Origin of the sequence: Kangiella sp., from assembly GCF_048265365.1 — a bacterium.
Lineage (GTDB): Bacteria > Pseudomonadota > Gammaproteobacteria > Enterobacterales > Kangiellaceae > Kangiella.
This window is the reverse complement of sequence record NZ_JBLXBT010000001.1, coordinates 446595-467602: the sequence shown is the minus strand read 5'-3', so window position 1 is coordinate 467602 and position 21008 is coordinate 446595. Positions and strand designations below refer to the sequence as shown.

General features: G+C 44.1%; 25 protein-coding genes. 17 read left to right on the top strand and 8 right to left on the bottom strand.

The features are described 5' to 3' along the window. Positions 1 to 8: 8 nt before the first annotated feature. From ACN0VI_RS02225 to ACN0VI_RS02210, 4 genes are all read right to left on the bottom strand, one after another. Positions 9 to 1181, bottom strand: a complete 1173-nt coding sequence (locus ACN0VI_RS02225) for a hypothetical protein (RefSeq protein ID WP_417445625.1) — start codon at positions 1179 to 1181, stop codon at positions 9 to 11. Positions 1182 to 1359: 178 nt separating this feature from the next. After that, on the bottom strand, positions 1360 to 1968 hold the full coding sequence (locus ACN0VI_RS02220; protein WP_417445624.1) for a TetR/AcrR family transcriptional regulator: 609 nt from the start codon (positions 1966 to 1968) through the stop codon (positions 1360 to 1362). Between the two features lie 32 nt (positions 1969 to 2000). Then, positions 2001 to 2792, bottom strand: a complete 792-nt coding sequence (locus ACN0VI_RS02215; protein ID WP_417445623.1) for an outer membrane lipoprotein-sorting protein — start codon at positions 2790 to 2792, stop codon at positions 2001 to 2003. A 9-nt stretch (positions 2793 to 2801) separates the two neighbouring features. Further along, positions 2802 to 5303 (bottom strand): efflux RND transporter permease subunit, encoded by a 2502-nt coding sequence (locus ACN0VI_RS02210; protein ID WP_417445622.1) that lies wholly within the window; start codon positions 5301 to 5303, stop codon positions 2802 to 2804. 162 nt (positions 5304 to 5465) lie between these two features. Here ACN0VI_RS02210 and ACN0VI_RS02205 point away from each other — a divergent pair, with 162 nt between their 5' ends. Continuing rightward, on the top strand, positions 5466 to 5801 hold the full coding sequence (locus ACN0VI_RS02205; RefSeq protein ID WP_417445621.1) for a DUF3703 domain-containing protein: 336 nt from the start codon (positions 5466 to 5468) through the stop codon (positions 5799 to 5801). A gap of 111 nt (positions 5802 to 5912) precedes the next feature. Then, positions 5913 to 6476, top strand: a complete 564-nt coding sequence (locus tag ACN0VI_RS02200) for a DUF1415 domain-containing protein (RefSeq protein WP_417446559.1) — start codon at positions 5913 to 5915, stop codon at positions 6474 to 6476. Here ACN0VI_RS02200 and ACN0VI_RS02195 read toward each other — a convergent pair. Genes ACN0VI_RS02195 through ACN0VI_RS02185 form a run of 3 tightly spaced genes read right to left on the bottom strand, consistent with a single transcriptional unit; the run spans position 6473 to position 8706 of the window. After that, the gene (locus ACN0VI_RS02195) at positions 6473 to 7195 is read right to left on the bottom strand and encodes a ZIP family metal transporter (RefSeq protein WP_417445620.1); all 723 of its coding nucleotides are present in this window, start codon (positions 7193 to 7195) and stop codon (positions 6473 to 6475) included. The two genes, ACN0VI_RS02200 and ACN0VI_RS02195, sit on opposite strands and share 4 nt — an antisense overlap. Continuing rightward, entirely contained in the window at positions 7188 to 7799 is a 612-nt protein-coding gene (locus ACN0VI_RS02190) for a uracil-DNA glycosylase family protein (protein WP_417445619.1), read from the bottom strand. The genes ACN0VI_RS02195 and ACN0VI_RS02190 overlap by 8 nt, the downstream gene beginning before the upstream one ends. A 40-nt stretch (positions 7800 to 7839) precedes the next feature. Next, entirely contained in the window at positions 7840 to 8706 is an 867-nt protein-coding gene (locus ACN0VI_RS02185) for an RluA family pseudouridine synthase (protein ID WP_417445618.1), read from the bottom strand. A gap of 14 nt (positions 8707 to 8720) precedes the next feature. Between ACN0VI_RS02185 and ACN0VI_RS02180 the strand changes: the two genes are divergently transcribed. The 3 genes from ACN0VI_RS02180 to ACN0VI_RS02170 all read left to right on the top strand — a co-directional run bounded on the left by ACN0VI_RS02180 (position 8721) and on the right by ACN0VI_RS02170 (position 10226). Continuing rightward, entirely contained in the window at positions 8721 to 9506 is a 786-nt protein-coding gene (locus ACN0VI_RS02180) for a class I SAM-dependent methyltransferase (RefSeq protein ID WP_417445617.1), read from the top strand. Between the two features lie 78 nt (positions 9507 to 9584). After that, positions 9585 to 9857 carry a DUF4242 domain-containing protein gene (locus tag ACN0VI_RS02175; RefSeq protein ID WP_331890994.1) on the top strand — a complete coding sequence of 91 codons (273 nt, stop codon included), beginning with the start codon at positions 9585 to 9587 and terminating at the stop codon, positions 9855 to 9857. A gap of 81 nt (positions 9858 to 9938) precedes the next feature. Then, the gene (locus ACN0VI_RS02170; protein ID WP_417445616.1) at positions 9939 to 10226 is read left to right on the top strand and encodes a peptidylprolyl isomerase; all 288 of its coding nucleotides are present in this window, start codon (positions 9939 to 9941) and stop codon (positions 10224 to 10226) included. Between the two features lie 5 nt (positions 10227 to 10231). Here the strand turns inward: ACN0VI_RS02170 and rsmD are convergent, their stop codons facing one another. After that, positions 10232 to 10843 carry a 16S rRNA (guanine(966)-N(2))-methyltransferase RsmD gene (rsmD, locus tag ACN0VI_RS02165; RefSeq protein ID WP_417445615.1) on the bottom strand — a complete coding sequence of 204 codons (612 nt, stop codon included), beginning with the start codon at positions 10841 to 10843 and terminating at the stop codon, positions 10232 to 10234. A gap of 129 nt (positions 10844 to 10972) precedes the next feature. Between rsmD and ftsY the strand changes: the two genes are divergently transcribed. The 12 genes from ftsY (at position 10973) to ACN0VI_RS02105 (ending at position 21008) form a co-directional block, all read left to right on the top strand. After that, the gene (gene ftsY, locus ACN0VI_RS02160) at positions 10973 to 12196 is read left to right on the top strand and encodes a signal recognition particle-docking protein FtsY (RefSeq protein WP_417445614.1); all 1224 of its coding nucleotides are present in this window, start codon (positions 10973 to 10975) and stop codon (positions 12194 to 12196) included. 17 nt (positions 12197 to 12213) lie between these two features. Continuing rightward, the gene (ftsE, locus tag ACN0VI_RS02155; RefSeq protein ID WP_331891000.1) at positions 12214 to 12897 is read left to right on the top strand and encodes a cell division ATP-binding protein FtsE; all 684 of its coding nucleotides are present in this window, start codon (positions 12214 to 12216) and stop codon (positions 12895 to 12897) included. Further along, positions 12890 to 13858, top strand: a complete 969-nt coding sequence (gene ftsX, locus ACN0VI_RS02150; protein ID WP_417445613.1) for a permease-like cell division protein FtsX — start codon at positions 12890 to 12892, stop codon at positions 13856 to 13858. Before ftsE ends, ftsX begins: the two co-directional genes overlap by 8 nt. Positions 13859 to 14105: 247 nt before the next feature. Beyond that, positions 14106 to 14684 (top strand): YceI family protein, encoded by a 579-nt coding sequence (locus ACN0VI_RS02145; RefSeq protein WP_417445612.1) that lies wholly within the window; start codon positions 14106 to 14108, stop codon positions 14682 to 14684. Between the two features lie 323 nt (positions 14685 to 15007). After that, complete coding sequence (rpoH, locus tag ACN0VI_RS02140) at positions 15008 to 15859, top strand: RNA polymerase sigma factor RpoH (protein WP_331891003.1); 852 nt, start codon at positions 15008 to 15010, stop codon at positions 15857 to 15859. Positions 15860 to 16114: 255 nt separating this feature from the next. Then, positions 16115 to 16909, top strand: coding sequence for a substrate-binding periplasmic protein (locus ACN0VI_RS02135; protein ID WP_417445611.1), 795 nt, complete (start codon positions 16115 to 16117; stop codon positions 16907 to 16909). Between the two features lie 148 nt (positions 16910 to 17057). Further along, entirely contained in the window at positions 17058 to 17804 is a 747-nt protein-coding gene (locus tag ACN0VI_RS02130; protein WP_417445610.1) for a beta-ketoacyl synthase chain length factor, read from the top strand. After that, the gene (locus tag ACN0VI_RS02125; RefSeq protein WP_417445609.1) at positions 17794 to 18594 is read left to right on the top strand and encodes a lysophospholipid acyltransferase family protein; all 801 of its coding nucleotides are present in this window, start codon (positions 17794 to 17796) and stop codon (positions 18592 to 18594) included. Before ACN0VI_RS02130 ends, ACN0VI_RS02125 begins: the two co-directional genes overlap by 11 nt. Beyond that, positions 18569 to 18832, top strand: coding sequence for a phosphopantetheine-binding protein (locus ACN0VI_RS02120; protein WP_331891007.1), 264 nt, complete (start codon positions 18569 to 18571; stop codon positions 18830 to 18832). The genes ACN0VI_RS02125 and ACN0VI_RS02120 overlap by 26 nt, the downstream gene beginning before the upstream one ends. Further along, on the top strand, positions 18832 to 19089 hold the full coding sequence (locus ACN0VI_RS02115) for an acyl carrier protein (protein ID WP_331891009.1): 258 nt from the start codon (positions 18832 to 18834) through the stop codon (positions 19087 to 19089). Before ACN0VI_RS02120 ends, ACN0VI_RS02115 begins: the two co-directional genes overlap by 1 nt. Positions 19090 to 19103: 14 nt before the next feature. Further along, a complete protein-coding gene (locus tag ACN0VI_RS02110) occupies positions 19104 to 19655 on the top strand; it encodes a hypothetical protein (protein WP_417445608.1) in 552 nt (183 codons plus the stop codon). 9 nt (positions 19656 to 19664) lie between these two features. Next, on the top strand, positions 19665 to 21008 hold the full coding sequence (locus tag ACN0VI_RS02105; RefSeq protein WP_417445607.1) for an AMP-binding protein: 1344 nt from the start codon (positions 19665 to 19667) through the stop codon (positions 21006 to 21008).

The following is a 21008-nucleotide window of genomic DNA, read 5'->3' as shown; positions in this document are numbered from 1 at the left end:
TATGCTCTTTATTTCAGCGGAAAATTATCCCGTCTACCTTGCGGCGTATTCAACAACTCTACTATCTGATTTAACAACTCAGTTTGTTGTCTTAATAATTCAACCTGATCGGTCTCTACTATCAGTGTGAGTTCTAGTAGTTCAGCGCCTGGTTTTGAAACTCCTTCTTCTATAATCTGCAGAAGTGCTGAGCTTTCCATTCTCTGCTTAATCAGCTGTGTAAATGAAGTGGGCAGCCCTAAACGTGATAAAAGTGATACCCCTGGACGATTGTTGATTGGGTTTAACCGTTGTGGTGTATCCAGCAAACCCCAAATACCCCCTTTATCTTCTGCTATATCCATAGGGGACGAATCCAACACATTAGGTAGATTTGTATTGATTAGGCTTTTAACACCATCAAACCAATTCTCTAGCTTAAGTAAATTCGGAGGCACATTGTCTGAATTAAACATAAATTGGCTTACTGCTAACCCTGGTACAGCAGACTTTTTTGCCAGTGTCTTTACCTCAAACTGTAACTTATATTGGTGTCCTCTAATCAATAGCACTTGAAGACCAAAATCAATGGAATCTCGTACGACTTTCTTTTTCAGATCCACTGTGAACTTGACACTTGGATCAATACTTGCACCAACGTACGGTGCCCCGCCTTCGAGTCCGATACTAAGTCCGGGCCCCGTTGCTGAGCTGCCCATTAGCTCATGGCTAGCCAATGATTGCGAATAAATCAGCTTACCACCATCAGGATACAAGTTTGCCTTCGGACCTAAATCGATGATATTTAAATCAAGAGTTGCTTTAGTTTGTCCGCCACCTACTAACCCCATAAAACCGTTAAAGTTTGCTTTACCTGAAATCTGGGTTAATAACGGTGTAGCCTCACCTGAGCCTTCTGAAAGCTCAATCAGATAAAACTGCATTGCTTGCCCATTGCTCCGTGCAAAGTTGCCTAAAGCAACTGTTCGAGCACCAAACTCAGCACCATCTTTATCATAGTTACAAGTTGAATGAATTGGCCGAAACGTTGTACAGCCGGCATCAGTACCGTCTACCGATAGGCTTACTGCGTTGCTTTTCAACACGTACACGCCACCAGAATCTAATACTTCTGCAAATAAGTGATTGGGAAATAAAAGAAAAGATAAAGATATAATTAATAGTAGAAATTGGCCATACATAACACCCTCCTTGATGCATTAGCATCCACATCATCCCTAGCACAAGATTGGCTAAAGATAACGAATAACCCTACGCCTAGTTATGTATATATTCCAGCCTACGAAATGTAAAACTGACTGTTAATTTGAACTGCTATTAGCTCGGCCTCTTTAAATGTCTAATTTTGATAAAGAAAAACTATGGTCTCAAAGTTTTCACATAATCCTGCAAGCATTTTCCGGCCTCATCAAATGCTTGGTCACTCATGTAGCATTTACATTGGCCTATGATACCTTCGATGGTGGCGATGAGGAAGCGTGCGATATTATGAGGGTTCACGTCTTTTCTAATCTGCCCTGTTTGCTGTCCACGCTCGAAAGTTTCCGCCAACGCCTCGTACCATATTTCCCAGATGGCAACGATGCGCACACGGAATGACTCATCAAGTGGTGACATCTCGTGGGTGAGGTTATTGAGGGGGCAGCCGGTATGCAGTTCCTTGATATTTATTTCTGCACGCGAATCATTCATCATTTTAATCAGGTCATTAATTGGATCTTTAACCTGCTTTAATGGCTCGATCCAGCGTTCATGAATCCACGGCTTTAATACTTCATCAATGACGGCATGCCCAAGCTCTTTCTTGCTTTTAAAGTGATGGTAAAAGGCACCCTTGGTAAATCCAGTTTGTTTCAATACTTCATCCACACGCAAGCCCTGATAGCCTTTTAATAGAATTTCTTCAAAGGCCACCTGCAAAATGTTTTGCCGGGTTGCATCAGGATTTCTTACCGCTGCTTTACTCATTGATTTACCTTTTACCATCACTTGATTATTGCTTATCGGGCGCGTTTGAGACTGCTTTTATTAAAGTCGTCTTCTGATAGGCCTACATTAAATTCATAGTCCTTCCAGATAATAGTTGTACTTTTACCTGTTTGTACGTTTTCCATTTCCTGTCGGTGTGCACGCCAGTATTTATCCATATATTGTTTAAACTCTGACATGTTGAGTTCTTTAAACTTATCATTTTTCTGGTCAAAGAACTCGATGCGATGAACACGATAATGTTCCTGATCGATCCAGGCAATGGTTTTGCTGTAGCCCGAGTTGTTGTAGGTTGGTACCATTTCTACCACAAACATTTTTTCGCCATTCAACTCATCATCTCGCAGAAATTTGTAGTCGTATTTTTCTACTTCGAACGATGATAAGTCTTCATAAGCAAATTCACTGCCCATCCAAGGGCCAGATTTGTTTGACGAAGATATTCTTTTTACGCGCTTCAAAGCTGGTAAAAACAACCATTGATCATCATTACCATGAATGTGAGAGTAGGTTAGAAATGCTGTACCCTCGACATCTCGCGGTTGTTCGAACACACTTAATCCCTTATCACCATCGCCTTTAACTTCAAGGTTTTTTACTTTGACGATTCGCTCGGCTTCATTGCCGCCCTTGTCGCGCAAAATCATGGTCATATCTGCCTGACTGTCGCCCCAGCCAGTGTTTCTGGCTTTGGCTTCTTTGGCAATGGCCAAGCCTTTTTCTTCAGGGGTTTCAGCAACAGCAGTCGTCGTCATGCTTACAGCTGCTACTGCCAATAATAAACTCGATAGTATTCGTTTCATGCGTATCTCCTAATTCGCTATTTTATCTTTCAATTTTTTGCCACCTAGCATTAACAATGGTGGGAGTAATAAGAAATCAATTATTAGGGCCACGGCTAATGTAATTGCCGTTAGAATGCCCATGTGGCTATTCATCACATAGTGCGACATACCCAAGACCAGGAAGCCGAGTACCAGGACTATGGTGGTAACCGTTAGTGCCATGCCCACGGTATGGAAGGCGTATTTTACGGCGGCCTCCTTGTCTAAACCTTTCTCGCGTCGTGCCCGCAAATATTTACTCATGAAGTGTACCGTGTCATCTACCACGATTCCCAAAGTCATACCTGTCACTACTGACAATCCCATGCCGATCTGTCCCTGAAATATGCCCCAGATACCAAACGCCACCGCCATCGGAACTATATTCGGGATCAGACTTAACATTCCAAGCTTCAATGATCGTAACGCGAAGATTAACAACAGGGATATCAATACTAACGCCCAGGCGGTGCCTTTTAGCATTGAGTAGATATTGTTCTGTCCTATATGAGCAAACATGATTGCCGGGCTGGAACCTGAGATTTCCATTTCTGGCGCATTCTGCTCAAACCACTGACTGAAGCGATCTTCAAGATTAAGCACCTGTACACTGGATAAATTCTCTAGCGCTATTTGTATACGAGTTGCTGATTTATCGCTATTGACCTGATTATTGATAGACAAACCACGTGGCAGTGAGGTTTCATATATCAGGGTATATTGAGCAGTTAGTTCTCGAATTAATGTTCCTAACTCGGCCACTTCGCCATCTTCCAGCAGAACCGCATTACAGCCCTTTTCTAAAGATGGTTTAGGTAGCGCGTAACACTCCTCACGATCACCATTCATACTTTTATTCAGTCGCTTCATAACGTCGGTATAACTTTGAACATGCAACACTTCCGGCTGTTGCTCAGCATACTTCACAAAGTCCTGAAGCATTGCCATAAACTCAGGTTCATGAATGCCGCTTCCTGTTTTCGTGTCGATGCTGTAGAAAGCTGTGTAGAGCCCGGTCAGATTTTCTGCTGTATAGTCCGAATCCACACGGAAGTCGATACTTTCATCGAAATACTTAACGAACTCATCATTCAGTTCATTCTTCGGAATAGCTGCAATAATGGCAATGCTGAGCACTGCCATAACAGGTAGTAGGACTTTTCGTTTATCCACTACAAAGTTGGCAAAGCTATCCATCCAGTGATGACCTTTGCTTTTCTTGTCGCTCACTTTAACTGGCATTAGCATCATCATCGCAGGCAGGAAAGTGACAGAGAATATAAACGCCAGAGTCACGCCTACTGCTACTGTATTACCCATATCGCGAAGCGGTGGAACTTCGCTGAAGTTCATGGTCAGGAAGCCTATCACTGTCGTAATACTGGTCAGGAAAATCGGCATCATATTGATGCGAAGACTTTCCACCATCGCATCCTGTTTGTTCATACCGTGTCGCATACCCTGCAGGAAGGTGACCAGCAAATGCACCGAGTCTGCCACCGCCATGGTCGCCACCACCGTTGGCACCGAGAACATCGGCGCAGTCATGGCAATACCTAGCCAACCTGCACCACCCAAAGCACCCATAATGGAGAAAATGATGATAATTACACTGGCTACGGTGCCGCTGATGCTTCGAATCATGAAATAGAGCGCTAACGGAATCACCAAAAACAGCATGATAGGCGTTAACGTCATCATGTCGTTCTTACCGGTCTCGGCGAAGGTGTTGTTCATCATCACTACGCCGGTCAAACGAACTTCAAGGTTCGGGTTACGCTCCATCAACTGAGCTTGTAGATCCTGTACATGCTCCGAGACTTTAGTTACCGCGGTAAGAATCTCGGTTTTCTTTTCCTTCCAGGCCTTACCTTCTAAACCTTCCAGATCAGGGTCCTGAGGTAGCTGTACGGTAACATTGACTGCTGTGACACTTGAGTCTGGATTGATGACACGATTCAATAACTGAGGCTCATGTAGGACGATATCCTGGAGACGCTTAATTTCGACATCACTTAAATCATCAATCATCTGTTCAGTGACAGACTCATGCTCGCATTCACTGTCAAAATTTGATGATTTATCTGGAACACACAACAGTGCTCCAACCAACATGTAATCTTCATCTTCGGGGGTCACCCAGGTATGCTGGTAATTGGTAATTGAGTCTACGCGGGTGGTATACGGAATCTGCCAGGCCTGCTCAGTCAGCCAATGAATGCTCTTCAATGTTTCGCGATCAAACACGCTGCCTTCTTTCGGCGTGATCACGAACATCGCATTGTCGGCTTTATCGTAGGTATTCTGGATATTTTCAAATGCGATTAACTGGGGGTTATCTTCGGCGAAAAAGACGCGATAGTCGGTCTTTATCTCTAGCAAGCGAGCGCCAAAGGTTGTTGCAACAACTAACAATATCGATGCAAGAATAACAAGCCATGGGTGGCTGATAACAAAACGACCAAATTTAACGGTATTATTTTCTGGCATAGTCGATCCTGACTGATGATTTAACAAAATGAAGCTCTAGTGCCAGCAGCGTCACTTTGTTGAAAATATAGATTAAGAGGGTTGCTATTTAACTACAGACCAACTAGTCTGTCAATTCATCGTAACCAGTAAATTGACCTGTTTATTGAAGGAATACAAAGCATGTCACAATCTCTCAAAATAGCTTTTGCCAAAGAACTAAACAAAGGTAAGTTACTCTTTTCAAAGGGTAAATTCGACAAAGCCTTTTATCACTTTGAACGCGCCCATATTCTCAGTCAGCCCTTTTATGGGCGCCATGTGAAAAGTCATTGGTGGATGTTCAGGATCGGTATTAATCGCCTTGACCTGCGAGAAACCCTCGGCCAGCTCATTCGAATCATTGGTTCAGCCGGCTCTTTAATCGGTAAATACCCTGTGGGAAACACTGGTGGCGCGAATGTATCGCCTTTTAAAGCCATGCCGATTCCAGAGGATCTAAAACCCTACTTTGAATGAATCTTGCGGGCGACTACAGCCCGCCCATACACGCTCATTCAATCTACAACTTCTGATTATTTCTTACCAACTCTGCTATCATTAGCCAACTTTTCCAAAACCCACATTGTTATGGCTCAACCTTCTAACACCTCAGTCATTAAAGCCACTCGTTACTGGCTAGAACACACGGTGATTGGCTTCAATTTCTGTCCTTTTGCTAAGCGAGAGTTTGTTCGGCAGTCGATTCGTTATTGGGTGTCTGAAGCTGACAAGATTGAAACAGCATTAGAAGATTTGATGGCGGCAGTTGCGGAACTTAAGAAGGATAGCTCGATTGAAACCACTTTATTGATCCTGCCGAAGGGCTTTACTGAGTTTGAGGACTATCTGGATTTGCTGGACATGGCGAATGAATTAATGGCCATGCAAGAGCTGGAAGGCGTTTTTCAGCTAGCCAGTTTCCACCCAGATTACTGTTTTGATGGCCAGTTAAAAACAGATCCAGCCAATTACACCAATCGATCACCCTACCCCATACTGCATTTATTACGCGAAGCCAGCATCGAAAAAGCGCTTGAATATGTTGATGACCCAGATGCCATACCTGAGCGAAATGTCGAGTTAGCACGATCAAAGGGTGCTGATATTTTTAAAGCCATCCTATCAGATTCACTAGGCAAAGAAGCAGACTAATAGTTCACTATCATCTCACTAAGCAGGGCGAAGCAGAAACCTAAAACAGCTCCCAGGGGGGGTGCCCAATGTCGATTAAGCCTCGACTGTGGTCCGATATCCTGAAAGATAAGATATAAAATCCCTCCGGACGCAAACAGCATGATGCCACCCAAAATAGCGGGGTGTCCGGACAGAAAATAATAACCGGTTAGGCCGGAGATCGGTCCAATCAGGACCAGTGCAAGCATCACCAACATGGTCCAGTTTTTTTGATCACCCTTTATGAGATTTTTTAACTCGCGATAACTGTTGAATCCTTCGGGTAAGTTCTGCAACCCTATTAATATCGCTAGTAACGGGGCGATTTCAGCTTCAAGCGCAACCATTCCTCCAAGTGCTATCGCTTCTGGAACATAGTCTAACACCATGCCCATTAGCTGAGGTGTCTCACGCCTTCGCAGACCCAGCATTCGCTCGATAGCAAAGAAACACAAGCCGCCACTCAAAAAAATGGGAATCGCCAATAGCGGTATGCCCAAATGACTTTTTCCCTCAGGAACCAGTACAACCGCGACCGCCCCAATAAGAATCCCGCCACCAAAGGCAATTAAAAAATGTCTAAACTCTTTTTCCAGCCAGTTTGGTCTCAGCTTTTCAAAGCGAGCCACAAAACCTCCGACAGGAATACAGGCTCCCGCAAGCCCCGTTAAGATAACAATAGTTAAGGCTTCATTCACCGCTCTCTCCTTCTGTCGGTTCCAATAATCGTTTAACCCGCTGCTTTAATACTGGTAACAGTTCCAATTCAAACCAGGGGCTCTTCTTCAGCCAGATATTATTGCGTGGGCTGGGATGCGGTAATGGCAGAACTGGCTGTTCAAAGTTTAAATAATGACGCCAGTTCTTGACCGTTTCGGTGAGGTTCTTTTCCTTGCGGTCCGGTAAATGCCAATCCATGGCGTACTTGCCGATAACCAGCGTTAGTTCAATGTTAGGCAAAACGTCGAGAATTTTTCGACGCCAGGTTTCTGCGCAAATTGTTTTTGGAGCCAGGTCACCGGATTTTCCTTTGCCGGGATAACAGAAGCCCATCGGCACCACCGCCAGTTTTTCGGGGTTATAAAAGATTTCTTTATCGACACCTAACCAATCGCGAAGTCGTTCGCCACTGGCATCATCGAATGGACGGCTTTTTTGGTGGGTGATTTGTCCGGGCGCCTGGCCTGCTACTAGTATTTTCGCCTTGGCACTGAACTGCAAAATTGGATTAGGGCCCAGCGGCAAGTCCTGACAAATGGTACAGGCTTTGATTTCTTTAAGCAGTAGCTGGTCTTTTTTCATAATCCTTTAATGACTTGGTTCTTGACTGCGGCGTTTTCTATCAAGACTCTTGTAGTTGTGACTCTTTCAAACAATATTCTTTTTGCTCGCCGCTTATCGGACATTGGAACATCAGTTTATAAGCTATTAATTGTAGGTTGGGACTGTCGTCATCAGCTTGCCCATGTTGGCGATCCCCAATAATTGGAAAGCCTTGCGAAGCCAGGTGAATACGTATCTGATGTTTTCTGCCGGTCAGGATTTGCACCGATAGTAAGCTACGATCTTTATCCGCATCATACTCTTTCAAGGTGGCAATACTTTTGGCTGGCTTATTATCGATAGGCTTTTCGATAGTGATGGATTCATTGGGAAATTGCCCTTGAACCCAGGCCAGATAATGCTTTTCCACGGTGCGCTTGGCGAACATGGCCGACAAGGCCGCTGCTGCCTCTTTATTATGAGCAAGGATGATCAAGCCTCTAGCCGCTCTATCCAGGCGATGCACCACATAGGTTTGTCGGTTGTAGTCAAAATGTTCTTCTACCAGGCGACCAATCGAGCAATGGTCACCCCACCTGGAACCTTGCGACCAAACACCATAAGGCTTATTCCAGACCGAGTAATCGCCTTCATCGGCTATCAACTCGGGGTTTGCTACCGTCTCGCTGAGCACCTGCTCGTTATAGTATAGATGCAGTTCCTCACCTAAACGCAATCTGGCATTTTTGCGACGCAATGGTCGCGCCTGTTTGCCGTGCGACAGCCAGACAGCACCTTTGGTCATGGCATCTTTGACTTTCTGCTTTGACAAACCGCTGGCTTGCACCAATAATTCGAGCGGATTGGTATCATTCAGATCGGCAACGCCATCAAGGTTTATATGTTGCTCAATAATGGTATTCTGTGCGGGTTCTGTCATCATCATGTGAATTATTAACTGTGAAGCATTCTTTAGCTTTTTATCAAACCGATTCTTTAACACCACCATTGTTGCTGGCTGATTTGCCAGTGGTTACTGATGCTGGTGAATTAGAGCCGTTTGATGGCTATTTCTGTTTTGAGCCAAAAGATGCCATTCAAGCGTTACATTTTTACGCCAAGCTGGAGGGACATGCAACCGGCTTTTCATTGGATTTCACTCAAGGTGCCATTGCCTGGCGGCGAAGTCATGGCGGTGGCCGCAAGCAACAGATAGCCAAAGCTTGTGGTTTAAAGCATAACTGGCAGCCCTCAATCCTAGACGGCACGGGCGGTTTAGGGCGCGATGCATCCGAATTACGCAATCTCGGCTGTCGCCTGCGCATGATTGAACGCTCGCCTTATGTAGCGGCTTTATTGCAAGACGCCATTAGACGCGCTGCCAGCCATCCTGAAACCCAGGAGCTTTTCGGACAAGACTTTCAATTGTTTCAGGGACAGGCCAACCAGCTGATCCCGCAACTATCATCTGAGCAACAACCAGACATCATTTATCTCGACCCCATGTTCCCACCACGCAATAAGAGTGCGGCAGTGAAAAAAGAGATGCGATTGGTCAAATTACTGGTTGGCGAAGATCTGGATGCGGATGAGCTGCTACCGCTGGCGCTCCAACATGCCAAATATCGGGTGGTGGTTAAAAGACCCAGTTATGCACCCTGGCTTAACCAGCAAAAACCTTCCATGAGCATCGAAAGCAAAGCTAATCGTTTTGATGTCTATGTGCTCAAAGCAGCTCCAGGCTAGATGCCTACTTAGCTGAATGAACCTTAGCTCAAGCAGACTGTCAGAATATTCAGTAGGACACGATGTAGGAGAAAGGACATGCCCAAATATATGATAGAACGTAATATTCCCGATGCAGGCCATCTAAGTCAGCAAGAGCTCCACGATATTTCAGTCAAATCCTGTGATGTTCTCAAGCAAATGGGACCAGAAATTCAATGGGTTAACAGTTATGTCACTGATGATAAAGTTTACTGTTTGTATATAGCACCCGATGAAGACTCGGTTAAGCAACATGCCGATTTGGGAGGCTTTCCAGTTAACCAAATTTCACAAATACGCTCTACGATAGATCCAACCACTGCTGAGTAACTTCTGCTCAGGGAATAACAAGCTTTCCATTGACGGCTTGAGCCGTATAATTGTGCCTCACAATCTCTAAAGGTATTGTTCATGGCTAAAGCATCAGCCCTCCATATTCTGGTTAAAACTGAGTCAGAAGCACTAGCACTTAAAACTAAACTTGAGAAAGGGGCAGACTTTTATCAACTGGCCAAGCGCCATTCAATGTGTCCATCGAAAAAGCAAGGCGGCGATCTCGGCGAGTTTAAGCGTGGTCAAATGGTCAAGCCGTTTGATAATGCGGTATTCGCAAAAGGTAGCGAAGACAAGCGATTAATTGGCCCGGTCAAAACCCGCTTTGGTTATCATTTGATTAAAGTGTTATATAAAACCGGCTAATTGGTTTAAGCAATGGCAAACAACTTATACTGCAACTGCCCCGCTTTCTTATTTTTTAACTCAGTCCAGTTTTCCGGAACATTCAGCTCTAGCCCCTGCTCCACTTCAATATAAATCAAGGCTTCAGGCTTAAGCCATTCTGCTTCGGCCAGTTGCTCTATGACTTTTTGCGCAATGCCTTTATGGAACGGTGGATCAAGGAAGATGATATCGAAAGTTTGTTGATTGGTGGGGATAAATTCAAAGGCATCACCATGCAAAACATGGGCGTTGTCGGCATTTAATATTCCTAGGTTTTCTTCAAGCTGGTGAAAGGCTTTGCGATTCAGTTCAACAAAATACACCTCTGACGCACCTCTGGAAAGTGCTTCAATACCGATGGCACCCGATCCTGCGAACAAGTCCAGACAGCGTGCGCCATGAATCTCATTCTGTAACCAGTTAAATAGAGTTTCGCGGATTCTATCCAGGCTAGGTCTTAACCCTTCAACTTCTATAAAGCGTAATTTGCGCCCTTTCCAGTTACCACCAATGACCCGAAATTGACCGGTCTTTTTAGCATGCGGTGATGAGGATTTCTTTTTACTTTGCTCAACAATCTTATTTCGGTTAGCCATAAGTGGCCTCTTCTACTCTGGCGTTCAAGTTTGCCCGCTCGCGGTTTGCAAATCTCTTACGCACCTGCCTTGAAAGTGATAGGATAACGCCTTTATAAAGTTTAACAAGTCATCGATACCTTCACTGCCATGAGCGACTCAGAATCAAAAGACAAATCGAAACGCGGCCTGTTTGCCTGGTTTGGCAAAAAAGACTCCGACAATAGGGATCAAACTCCAGCTGCGGAGTCTGACACAGACGTTGATGAAGAGCTTCTGGAAGAAGCGGAACATGCTCTGGAAGAACAACTCGAAGAGCAAGTTGAGCATGATATTGAGGAAGCCTACGAACATCAGGAGCATCTCGACGAAAAGGTTGAGTCTGAAGCTCCTACCCTGACTGACAGTAATCAACAACAGACAGTTGACCATCCTGCCGAGAAACAAGGCTTCTTTTCACGCCTCAAGGCTGGCTTAAGCCGAACCCGTGGTCAATTAGCCGATAGCTTGGCCAATCTGGTTTTAGGCAGCAAAGAAATTGATGATGACCTGCTGGAAGAAATCGAAACTCAATTATTGATGGCGGATGTGGGCGTTAGTGCTACGCGTAAAATCATTGATGATCTGACCGACAAAGCCGATCGCAAAGAACTTAAGGATCCACAAGCTTTGATGGATCGTTTACGCCAATTATTGTCTGAGATCATTGAGCCCTGCACTAAGCCCCTTGAACTGACCCATAAGCCTTTTGTGATTTTAATGGTTGGCGTCAATGGTGTCGGTAAAACCACTACTATCGGTAAGCTGGCTAAAAAATTCCAGGGCGAAGGTAAGTCGGTGATGCTTGCTGCAGGCGATACTTTCCGTGCCGCTGCGGTTGAACAGCTTCAGGTTTGGGGCGAGCGCAATAATATTCACGTCACTGCACAACACACAGGCGCAGACAGTGCTTCAGTTATTTTCGATGCCCTGCAAGCAGCCCAGGCGCGAAACATCGATGTCTTGATCGCCGATACAGCCGGACGTCTGCACACTAAATCCAATCTGATGGATGAGCTCTCCAAGGTGCAGCGTGTTATGCAGAAACTGGATCCGAGCGCGCCGCATGAAGTGATGCTGGTGGTCGACGCGGGTACCGGTCAAAATGCTCTTAATCAAGCCGAACACTTCAATAAAGCGGTACCACTTAGCGGAATTACCATTACCAAGCTGGATGGAACTGCTAAAGGTGGTATTATTTTTGCATTGGCAGACAAGATGAAAACGCCGATTCGCTTCATTGGGGTAGGCGAAAGTATAGATGACTTACGTGAATTCAATGGCCAAGACTTTATTCAGGCCTTATTCTCAACCGATGATAACGCTCAACAATAATAACCTATCAGCAGACTATGATTGAATTTCACCAGGTTTTTAAACGCTATGAAGGTGGTCACGAAGCTCTCAAAGGAGTCAGCTTCGAGTTGCCAGCTGGTGAAATGGCATTTCTAACCGGCCACAGTGGCGCTGGTAAAAGTACCCTGCTGAAATTAATTGCTCTAATGGAGCGCCCTACGCGTGGTCAGGTCATTCTCGACAATCAAAATATCAGCAAAGTTAAAGATCGTCATATTCCTTACCATCGCCGAAAAATTGGCATGATCTTTCAGGATCATCGTCTCTTATTCGATCGCACCGTTTTCGACAATGTTGCTCTGCCTTTAATTATTGCGGGTGTTTCCGATCGCGAGATTCCGAAACGGGTGCGCGCCGCGTTGGATAAAGTTGGCTTGCTCAGTAAAGAAAAACAACTTCCCATCCAATTGTCCGGCGGTGAACAACAACGAGTTGGCATTGCCCGTGCGGTAGTGAATAAACCGCCTCTTTTGCTAGCGGATGAGCCAACCGGTAACCTCGATCCTGAATTGTCAGCCGACATCATGAATTTGTTTGCTGAGTTTAACCAGGTTGGCGTTTCAGTGCTGATCGCTTCGCACGACCTGGCCTTAATCGCCCGCATGCGTCATCCAGTGATTACCCTCAAAGAAGGTCGCACCATTCGCAACGAACTGGCGGAGGCTGCTTTTGATGAGTAAATCCAATCGTCAAAACACTTCCTATAAGATTAGCTTCCTTGATCGCTTCAAGATGGCAATCAGCCTGCACAAGAAAAATGCCGCGAGTACCCTTCTGGATGTGCTGCGCCACCCAACCAATAGCCTATTGACCATATTAGTATTAGCCATCGCCCTGGCTTTGCCTACTGCTTTTTATGTCTTCAGCTCTAATGCTAAAGCCATCAGCAGTAACTGGAGTGGCGGTGTGCAAATGGCTCTGTTCCTTAAAGACAATGTCAGTCAGGAGCAGCGAGCCGAGTTGGTGCAAGAATTGAGCTTTCGTCCAGAGTTTAAAGAGGTTGTGTTAGTTCCTAAAGAAGAGGCTATTGAGGAGTTCAAGCAACAATCTGGGTTTGGCGATGCCCTGGACTACCTGGCTGAAAATCCCCTTCCGGACAGCATTATCCTGACGCCCTACGACACTCATTCTGCTGCCGACATGCTTGAGCAATTGGCACAGGAATTAGAGCAAAACCCGATGGTGGATCTGGCTCAATTGGATATGGCCTGGATTCAGCGCTACCAGGCAATTCTTGAAATATCGCAGAAGATAGGCACCTTTGTCAGCATTTTGTTAGCCTTTGGCGTTCTTTTGATTGTTGGCAATACCATTCGACTGGCTATATTAAATCGTCGCGATGAAATTCAGGTCATTAAATTAGTCGGCGCAACCGACGCCTTTATTCGCCGGCCTTTCCTGTATACCGGTTTCTGGTACGGACTTATTGCCGCCCTACTCGCTGCGCTGATGGTCAATATTGTGTTACTTCTTTTGCTGCGCCCTTCTTCGACTTTGGCTGAGCTTTATAACAGCGGTTTTTCGTTAATGGGGCTAGAACCTAACCAGACGCTGACATTATTAGCAATTGGTGCAGGTCTGGGGTTATTCGGTGCCTGGTTCTCGGTGAGTAAACACCTTAAAGATATTCAACCCACCTAAAGTCCCTTGTCGCAACTCTTTTCTGCTGCTTGCTCACCGAGCAACCAAACAACAGATTTCACGTTTTGCTCACAATAAAGCTTTATAGTGTCTACTCTGTATTCACTGGGTAGTTGCCAGCTATTCCCTGAGGTAATACTCAAAATTACATTATGCTATTTGCTTATGGCAAAGAAGCTTGTTTGAATGTGAGCGTTTATTTATTACAAGGTATTTAGAATCCCACTTGATAAAAGGAAATCTGTTTATGAAAACCCTATTAACCCTTGCATTTAGCATCATTGCCCTAGCTTTTACTGGCAACGCTGATGCCAAAGCTGCTGACTATGAATTTGATACAGTTCATAGCCAAATAATCTTTAAAGTCAACCACTTAGGCTACTCTAACTCATACGGTAAATTTCGCGCTTTTGACGGTACCTTAAGCTTTGATCCAGAAGACTGGTCAACAGCTAAAACCGAAGTGTCGATCAACACCAAAAGCATCGATCTGGAAAATAAAAAATGGAACGACCACATGCGCAACCCGGATTTTTTCGACGTTGAGCAATATCCAGCAATGACTTTCAAAAGCACCAAGTTGGAAAAGACTGGCGAAGATACCGGTAAATTGCACGGCGATTTGACCATTTTAGACAAAACCTTACCGATTACTTTGGACTTAACCTTAAATCAGGCGGGTATTCACCCCATGAGCGAACAACCGCATGTTGGCTTCTCAGCCACTGGCACCATCAAACGTTCTGAGTGGGGCATGATATATGGAGTTCCAGCTGTGGGTGACGAGGTTGGTATCATTATCGAAGTGGAAGCGACTGCAAAATAAGCTAGCTTAGTTTAGCCCTGGTTCCTGCTAACTGACTGTTTTTCTGGTCTGGCAGGAACCCCTTATCCCAATCTGTAATTTCCTGTTACAAAGCGCCCACAAGACTTTAACAAGTTTCACTTTATTTCTGTTTAGGATGGGTGTAGGTTACTTTATTCAAGGATACAAACTAGCCCCCAGGCCTTATAAAACCTCGCCTGAAACCACTTTTTTGTATGGAACTTTTTTACTGGTTAGCACTCTTATGCTTTGAGTGCCAAAATATTAGCACTCTCACTTAAACAGTGCTAATATTGGTCAATCTTTATTATTGGAGAGAATGCATGAGCAACATTTCACCGAGCATGGCATTAGCCGTTCCAACAGGCAGTATTGATGGTTACGTCAGTACCGTCAGCGCTATTCCTGTCCTGTCGGTCGAACAAGAGCAAAAACTAGCGCATGAATTTCACGACAATAACGATCTTGAAGCAGCGCGCCAGTTAGTAATGGCTCACTTACGCTTTGTTGTTTACATTGCAAGAAGTTATAGCGGATATGGCCTGCCGCAAGCCGATCTTATCCAGGAAGGTAATATTGGCCTGATGAAGGCTGTTAAGCGTTTCGACCCAACCGTGGGCGTGCGTTTGGTTTCTTTCGCCGTACACTGGATTAAAGCTGAAATTCACGAATATGTATTACGTAACTGGCGCATCGTTAAAGTTGCGACCACTAAAGCGCAGCGTAAATTATTCTTCAACTTACGTTCAAAGAAGAAAACTCTTAACTGGCTTAATAATGACGAAATCAATGCGGTCGCGCAGGATTTAGGCGTCAGCGAAGAAGAAGTTCGTCGTATGGAAGGGCGCTTAAATGCCCATGATGCGTCGTTTGATGCACCACATGCCAGCGATGACGATGATGCGGTTTATGCACCGATTCATTATCTTGAATCTCCTAACTCTGACCCTGCGCAAGCAATCGAACAGGAAGATTGGCAAGACCAGCGTGAAGTTCGCTTATTGTCTGCGTTGAAGACTTTGGATGAAAGAAGCCAGGACATTTTGCAACAGCGCTGGTTGAGCGATCAAAAAGCCACCTTGCATGACTTGGCGGATAAATATGGTATTTCAGCTGAGCGTATTCGTCAGCTAGAAAAAAATGCGATGAATAAAATTAAAAACGCTATCAGCTGAACCAACTAACACTTATTTTCACAAAGCGACCATTTTGGTCGCTTTTTTTATGTTCCCCAAAAATCAAGTTTCGCTATAATTTACAAATTACAACGCTTTTGGCTTACTTTTTAACCTATTTGGTGGGTTTTCAGACAGTTATTGGACGCTTTTCATCCTTTTTGTCGGCTTTTTATACAACAAATACTTGATCCAGTTCACATTTAGTTGCAAGATGAATTCTGTGATTATAATTAAAAAGCTTGGGGAGGCTTTATGAATCGTCTAAGCACCTTACTATTTGCCAGTACTTTTTTCCTTGTGGCTTGTGGAGGAGGGGATAACAACCCTTCAACTACTGAAACTGCTGCCAGCACCAATTACGATTGTGTGATCAAATTTGGCTGGGAGCCACGTCCGCCTTACCAATTCTTGCATAACGGTGAAATGCAGGGCATTGATGTTGAAATCTTTAAAAAAGTCGCCGACTCGAATCAATGTAACATTCAGTATGTTCAGAAAAGCTGGACCGAGCTACTTACAGCCCTCGAAGAAGGTGAAATCGATGTATTAGCTGGCGCTACTGAAACTGCTGATCGTCGAGTGTTTGGTGATTTCTCTGTACCTTACCGTAACGAGTCTTTCTCTTTATTCGTTCGCTCAACCAGCGACTTCCAGGGAGAAACTCTTGCCGGCTTTTTGAGTGGCGGCAATAAAGTTGGGATTACTAACGACTATTACTACGGTCAGGATGTATATAACCTGATGAACCACCCTCAGTATGGCCCATTATTTGTTGATGATAACTCCGGTGAGCAGAGTTTTTACAATGTTATCTATAGCACCATTGATGGCGTTTTAACGGACCCGATTGAAGGTCGTTATATCATCAAGCGCAAAGGTCTTGATTCACAAATCAAGGAGTCTAATGTTAAGATTCCGAGTGAAAATGTGTCCTTTATGTTCAGCAAAAACGGCTTGGCCCCAGAGAAAGCCAAAGCCTTACAGGACACCATTAAAGGCATGGTAATGAATAATGAAGTCAATTCGATCGTAGCTAAATACCAATAATTGATTTAACCAAAAGATTCAAGGCCACCTTCGGGTGGCCTTTTCTTATGCGTAGCAAGCAAGAGACGAGTCTACGAAGTTTGAAGTGCAAGATCAAATCGGCTAGACTCTCGCAAGTTAGTGGCCCTTTACAATAGATAGAAAAATAATGGATAACAATATTATCAAACTTAGCGTTCTATCTTCATATTGCTGGATTGATCCGACTGATAACAAGTCCAGAGAGCTCAAAAATCTGGCTACTTATGCCGATTTTGAAACAATCAGTTTAAAGCAAATACCTCCCATCAAGCGTCGACGTTTAAGCGGGCTCAGCAAATTAGCTATGCACAGCTCTCTGAACTGTCTTGAGCAATGTAATATTAACCCCGAACAAACCATGACCGTTTTTGCATCGCAACATGGTGAGCTCAATAGAACCATCAGCATAGTGAAAAGTATGTTTGAAGAGCACGAAGTCTCTCCAAAAGACTTTAGTTTATCGGTTCATAACGCCTCGCTGGGCTTGTTTTCCATTTTTACCAACAATACACATCCCGGCACCAGCATTGCCGCCAACTCTAACACCTTTGGTTACGCGCTTTTGGAAAGCTACAACCAGCTACAACGCTTTCCCAGCAGCCAGGTTTTATTGACCTGTTTTGACTTGGAAGTGGGCCCGCCTTTTTCAGAGCTTCAAGACACCCTATACCCGAGTTATAGCCTGTCACTACTTCTATCTCAACCTGTTGATAATCAGCCTGTTGTTTCCTTTTCGTATACTGACCTTGAGGAACACAAAACACCTGATTTTCCTTTAGCTCTGAGATTCTTTGATTTCCTACACAGTGACAGCCAGCAGCAAACTATTCACAGCCAGGATACCCGCTGGGACTTTTGCAAGCATGTTTTATAGAATCAATTACCTTTGGCGCGTCTTCGCCACCGGGTTGTCCTTCGCCACATTTGGTATTGGTGGGTTACTACTATCCCTATTAGTTTTCCCCGTAATCGGCGTTTTTAACCGCGATCCATTGGTACGTAAGCGTAAAGCCCGCTATCTGATTCACAAATGCTGGTTTGTTTTCATTCGATTTATGCAAGCACTCGGCATCTTTACCTTCAATTTAGAGCAGGCAAAGAAAGAGTTGCAGGGCGTTGAAGGCAAAATCATTATTGCCAATCATCCCTCCTTAATAGACGTGGTTGCTCTGATCTCCCTAATCCCCAACGCAGATTGTGTGGTGAAAGAAGGGCTTTGGAACAACTTTTTCCTCAAACGGGTGGTTCGAGTTGCGGACTTTATTAACAATGACCAGGATGTAAATAAACTTATACAAAACTGTAACAAAAGCCTACAAGAAGGTTATAATCTAGTGATATTTCCTGAGGGTACCCGCACAGTTCCTGATAAACCCATAAAGTTGCAGCGCGGCGCGGCTAATATTGCCATTCGCTGCAAAAAAAATCTTTTGCCGGTAATTATTGACTGTGTCCCAACCACGCTAACAAAACAAGAAAAGTGGTATCAGATCCCTCCTCGTAAAGCACAATTTTCGATGAGGGTTGTTGAGGAAATTGATATTACTCCGTTTATTCACAATGAAAAAAATGAATCAATCGCAGCAAGACGCTTAACGGAGCACATTAAGACAGTCTTTTTAGAGGAAGTGGCAGATAATGAAATCCTTAGAAAACGAGATTAAAACGGTCATTATTGACTCGCTTGATCTTGAAGATATAAACATTGATGATATTGAAACCGACGAGCCTTTATTTGGCGATGGTTTAGGGCTTGATTCAATTGATGCACTTGAACTTGGCTTGGCACTAAAGAAAAAGTTTGATATTAAATTAGATTCGGACTCTGAAGAATCTAAAAAGCATTTCTACTCTGTCAGCACCTTAGCGACCTTTATTGAGCAACAAAGAGGGGCTAATTAATGGCAAGTTTCGATACTAAAGATCATATCTATCAAGAATTAGTCAGCATTTTGGTTAATGATTTTGAGGTTGATGGTGATGACATTAACCTCGAAGCAAATCTGTATACCGATCTGGATCTGGACAGCATTGATACCGTCGACTTGGTTATCAAGCTTCAAGAGATGACAGGTAAATCGGTTAATCCTGAGACTTTCAAAGCTGTACGTACAATGCAACATGTAGTTGACGCGGTGTATGATCTAGCGCACAACTAATGATGCAAATTTTGTTGAAGACAATAATCGCTATGGTGGTCATTTTATACCCCATAGCTATTTATTTTGGACTACAACATTTTGAGCCAAAACTGATAGCATTATTACTGGCCGCATTGGTCGTCATTCGAAGTTTTGTTGCTCGAGGCAAGCTCTTTCAAGCAATTAAGGGCCTCTGGATTGTGGTGCTTTTTGCCGGATTAGCTATTGCCAGCCTGAGTTACTTTCTTAACTCCACCTTAGGCTTGCAACTTTACCCTGCCATTATCACAACCAGCTTTCTGGCCGTATTTGGTTATAGCCTTTACTCACCACCATCTATCATCGAAAGAATTGCACGTATCCAGGATCCTGACTTACCTGCGGCAGCCATCCCTTACACCACAAAGGTCACTAAAATTTGGTGTCTGTTTTTTATTTTCAACATTCTCGCTTCGCTTTATACCGTTTTCTTTACCACCATTGAAATCTGGACTCTATATAACGGACTGATTTCATATGTGTTAATGGGGACTTTATTTCTTGCTGAGTTTATCTATCGAAAATTAGTGCATCAAGCAGGGTAGGGTAGTGGCGTGATCGATTGTGTGAATAAAATCCAACAGCTATTACTTCAAAATCATAGCTATAATGTCGCCTATGACAAGAACCAAGTGTACACACACGCACAGTTCCTTAATGACGTGTCCCAGTGTGTGGCCAATATCTCTGAGCTGCCACATCAATCCTATTTATTGTTTGCCGATCACAGTTATGACTTCGCAGTTAATTTTATTGCACTGCTTACTCTACAAAAAGATATTGTACTGACAGCTAATAACAAGCCTGAATGGCTGGCCCACATTCAGTCAAATTTTGATGCGGCAATCGGCGAGGTTTCTCTCGACTCCGCCTTACCCAGCATACATTTTTCGTCTCATATTACAGACCACAGTCTTGATAACTTGGTTGTACCAAATACTTTAAACAGCACTGTCGTTTTTTTTACTTCCGGTTCAACCAGTGAGCCAAAATCTATTAGCAAGTCAATCAATCAGATCTTAACTGAGGTCAGCGTTATCCAGTCCGTATTCGGCTCATCCGTTACACAGTGCACGTTCTTGTCGACCGTTTCTCATCACCATATTTATGGCCTCATTTTCAGGCTGCTGTGGCCTTTACTTTATCGCTATACTTTTTACGCTGAGATCGTTTTATATCAAGAGCAACTCAAGCCCTTATGTCACACTAAAAACAATATCTGTTTAATCTCGAGCCCTGCATTTCTATCTAGACAGGATCTCAATCTTGGCACAGTGTCACTGAAGCAATGTTTTAGCTCGGGCAGTTTATTGAGCCATACTGCTGCACAAACGACACACCACCAGCTGGGTATTTTCCCAGCGGAAGTGTTCGGCAGCACCGAAACGGGTGGTATCGGTTATCGCAATCAGAAAAACTCTAATGATGTGTGGACACTGTTTCCCGATATAACCATTAAAAAGCAAGCAAATCAGCCTGCGATTTTATCCACACCTTACTTAAATCAAACGATCTTATTGGATGACGATTTAGAACTTATCTCTGACCACCAGTTCAAGCTACTTGGCAGAATGGATCGAGTGGTCAAAATTGAGGAGAAAAGAGTCTCCCTTGATGCTATTGAACATACTCTAGAATCATCACCATATATTGAACAAGCCAAGGTCGTGGTTTTACAACATCATCGGACTTATCTGGGGGCAGTAATAGTTCTCAGCGAACAGGGCAGGGAGCTTATCAATCACCATGATAAGAAGTATTTAAATCAATTATTTAAGTCACAGTTAGCAGAAACCTACGAAGCCGTTGCTATACCTCGCAAATGGCGATACCTTGAATGCTTACCCTACAATACACAGGGTAAATTAACTTTAGAGCAACTTATGGGTTTATTTTGA

Coding starts and splice junctions, on each gene's coding strand:
- ftsX (WP_417445613.1), top strand. CDS start 12,890: ATGAGTAAATCCAATCGTCAAAACACTTCCTATAAGATTAGCTTCCTT.
- ACN0VI_RS02115 (WP_331891009.1), top strand. CDS start 18,832: ATGGCAAGTTTCGATACTAAAGATCATATCTATCAAGAATTAGTCAGC.
- ACN0VI_RS02220 (WP_417445624.1), bottom strand. CDS start 1,968: ATGAGTAAAGCAGCGGTAAGAAATCCTGATGCAACCCGGCAAAACATT.
- ftsE (WP_331891000.1), top strand. CDS start 12,214: ATGATTGAATTTCACCAGGTTTTTAAACGCTATGAAGGTGGTCACGAA.
- ACN0VI_RS02210 (WP_417445622.1), bottom strand. CDS start 5,303: ATGCCAGAAAATAATACCGTTAAATTTGGTCGTTTTGTTATCAGCCAC.
- ACN0VI_RS02205 (WP_417445621.1), top strand. CDS start 5,466: ATGTCACAATCTCTCAAAATAGCTTTTGCCAAAGAACTAAACAAAGGT.
- rsmD (WP_417445615.1), bottom strand. CDS start 10,843: ATGGCTAACCGAAATAAGATTGTTGAGCAAAGTAAAAAGAAATCCTCA.
- ACN0VI_RS02125 (WP_417445609.1), top strand. CDS start 17,794: ATGTTTTATAGAATCAATTACCTTTGGCGCGTCTTCGCCACCGGGTTG.
- ACN0VI_RS02120 (WP_331891007.1), top strand. CDS start 18,569: ATGAAATCCTTAGAAAACGAGATTAAAACGGTCATTATTGACTCGCTT.
- ACN0VI_RS02190 (WP_417445619.1), bottom strand. CDS start 7,799: ATGAAAAAAGACCAGCTACTGCTTAAAGAAATCAAAGCCTGTACCATT.
- ACN0VI_RS02215 (WP_417445623.1), bottom strand. CDS start 2,792: ATGAAACGAATACTATCGAGTTTATTATTGGCAGTAGCAGCTGTAAGC.
- ACN0VI_RS02135 (WP_417445611.1), top strand. CDS start 16,115: ATGAATCGTCTAAGCACCTTACTATTTGCCAGTACTTTTTTCCTTGTG.
- ftsY (WP_417445614.1), top strand. CDS start 10,973: ATGAGCGACTCAGAATCAAAAGACAAATCGAAACGCGGCCTGTTTGCC.
- ACN0VI_RS02200 (WP_417446559.1), top strand. CDS start 5,913: ATGGCTCAACCTTCTAACACCTCAGTCATTAAAGCCACTCGTTACTGG.
- ACN0VI_RS02145 (WP_417445612.1), top strand. CDS start 14,106: ATGAAAACCCTATTAACCCTTGCATTTAGCATCATTGCCCTAGCTTTT.
- ACN0VI_RS02185 (WP_417445618.1), bottom strand. CDS start 8,706: ATGATGATGACAGAACCCGCACAGAATACCATTATTGAGCAACATATA.
- ACN0VI_RS02225 (WP_417445625.1), bottom strand. CDS start 1,181: ATGTATGGCCAATTTCTACTATTAATTATATCTTTATCTTTTCTTTTA.
- rpoH (WP_331891003.1), top strand. CDS start 15,008: ATGAGCAACATTTCACCGAGCATGGCATTAGCCGTTCCAACAGGCAGT.
- ACN0VI_RS02175 (WP_331890994.1), top strand. CDS start 9,585: ATGCCCAAATATATGATAGAACGTAATATTCCCGATGCAGGCCATCTA.
- ACN0VI_RS02130 (WP_417445610.1), top strand. CDS start 17,058: ATGGATAACAATATTATCAAACTTAGCGTTCTATCTTCATATTGCTGG.
- ACN0VI_RS02170 (WP_417445616.1), top strand. CDS start 9,939: ATGGCTAAAGCATCAGCCCTCCATATTCTGGTTAAAACTGAGTCAGAA.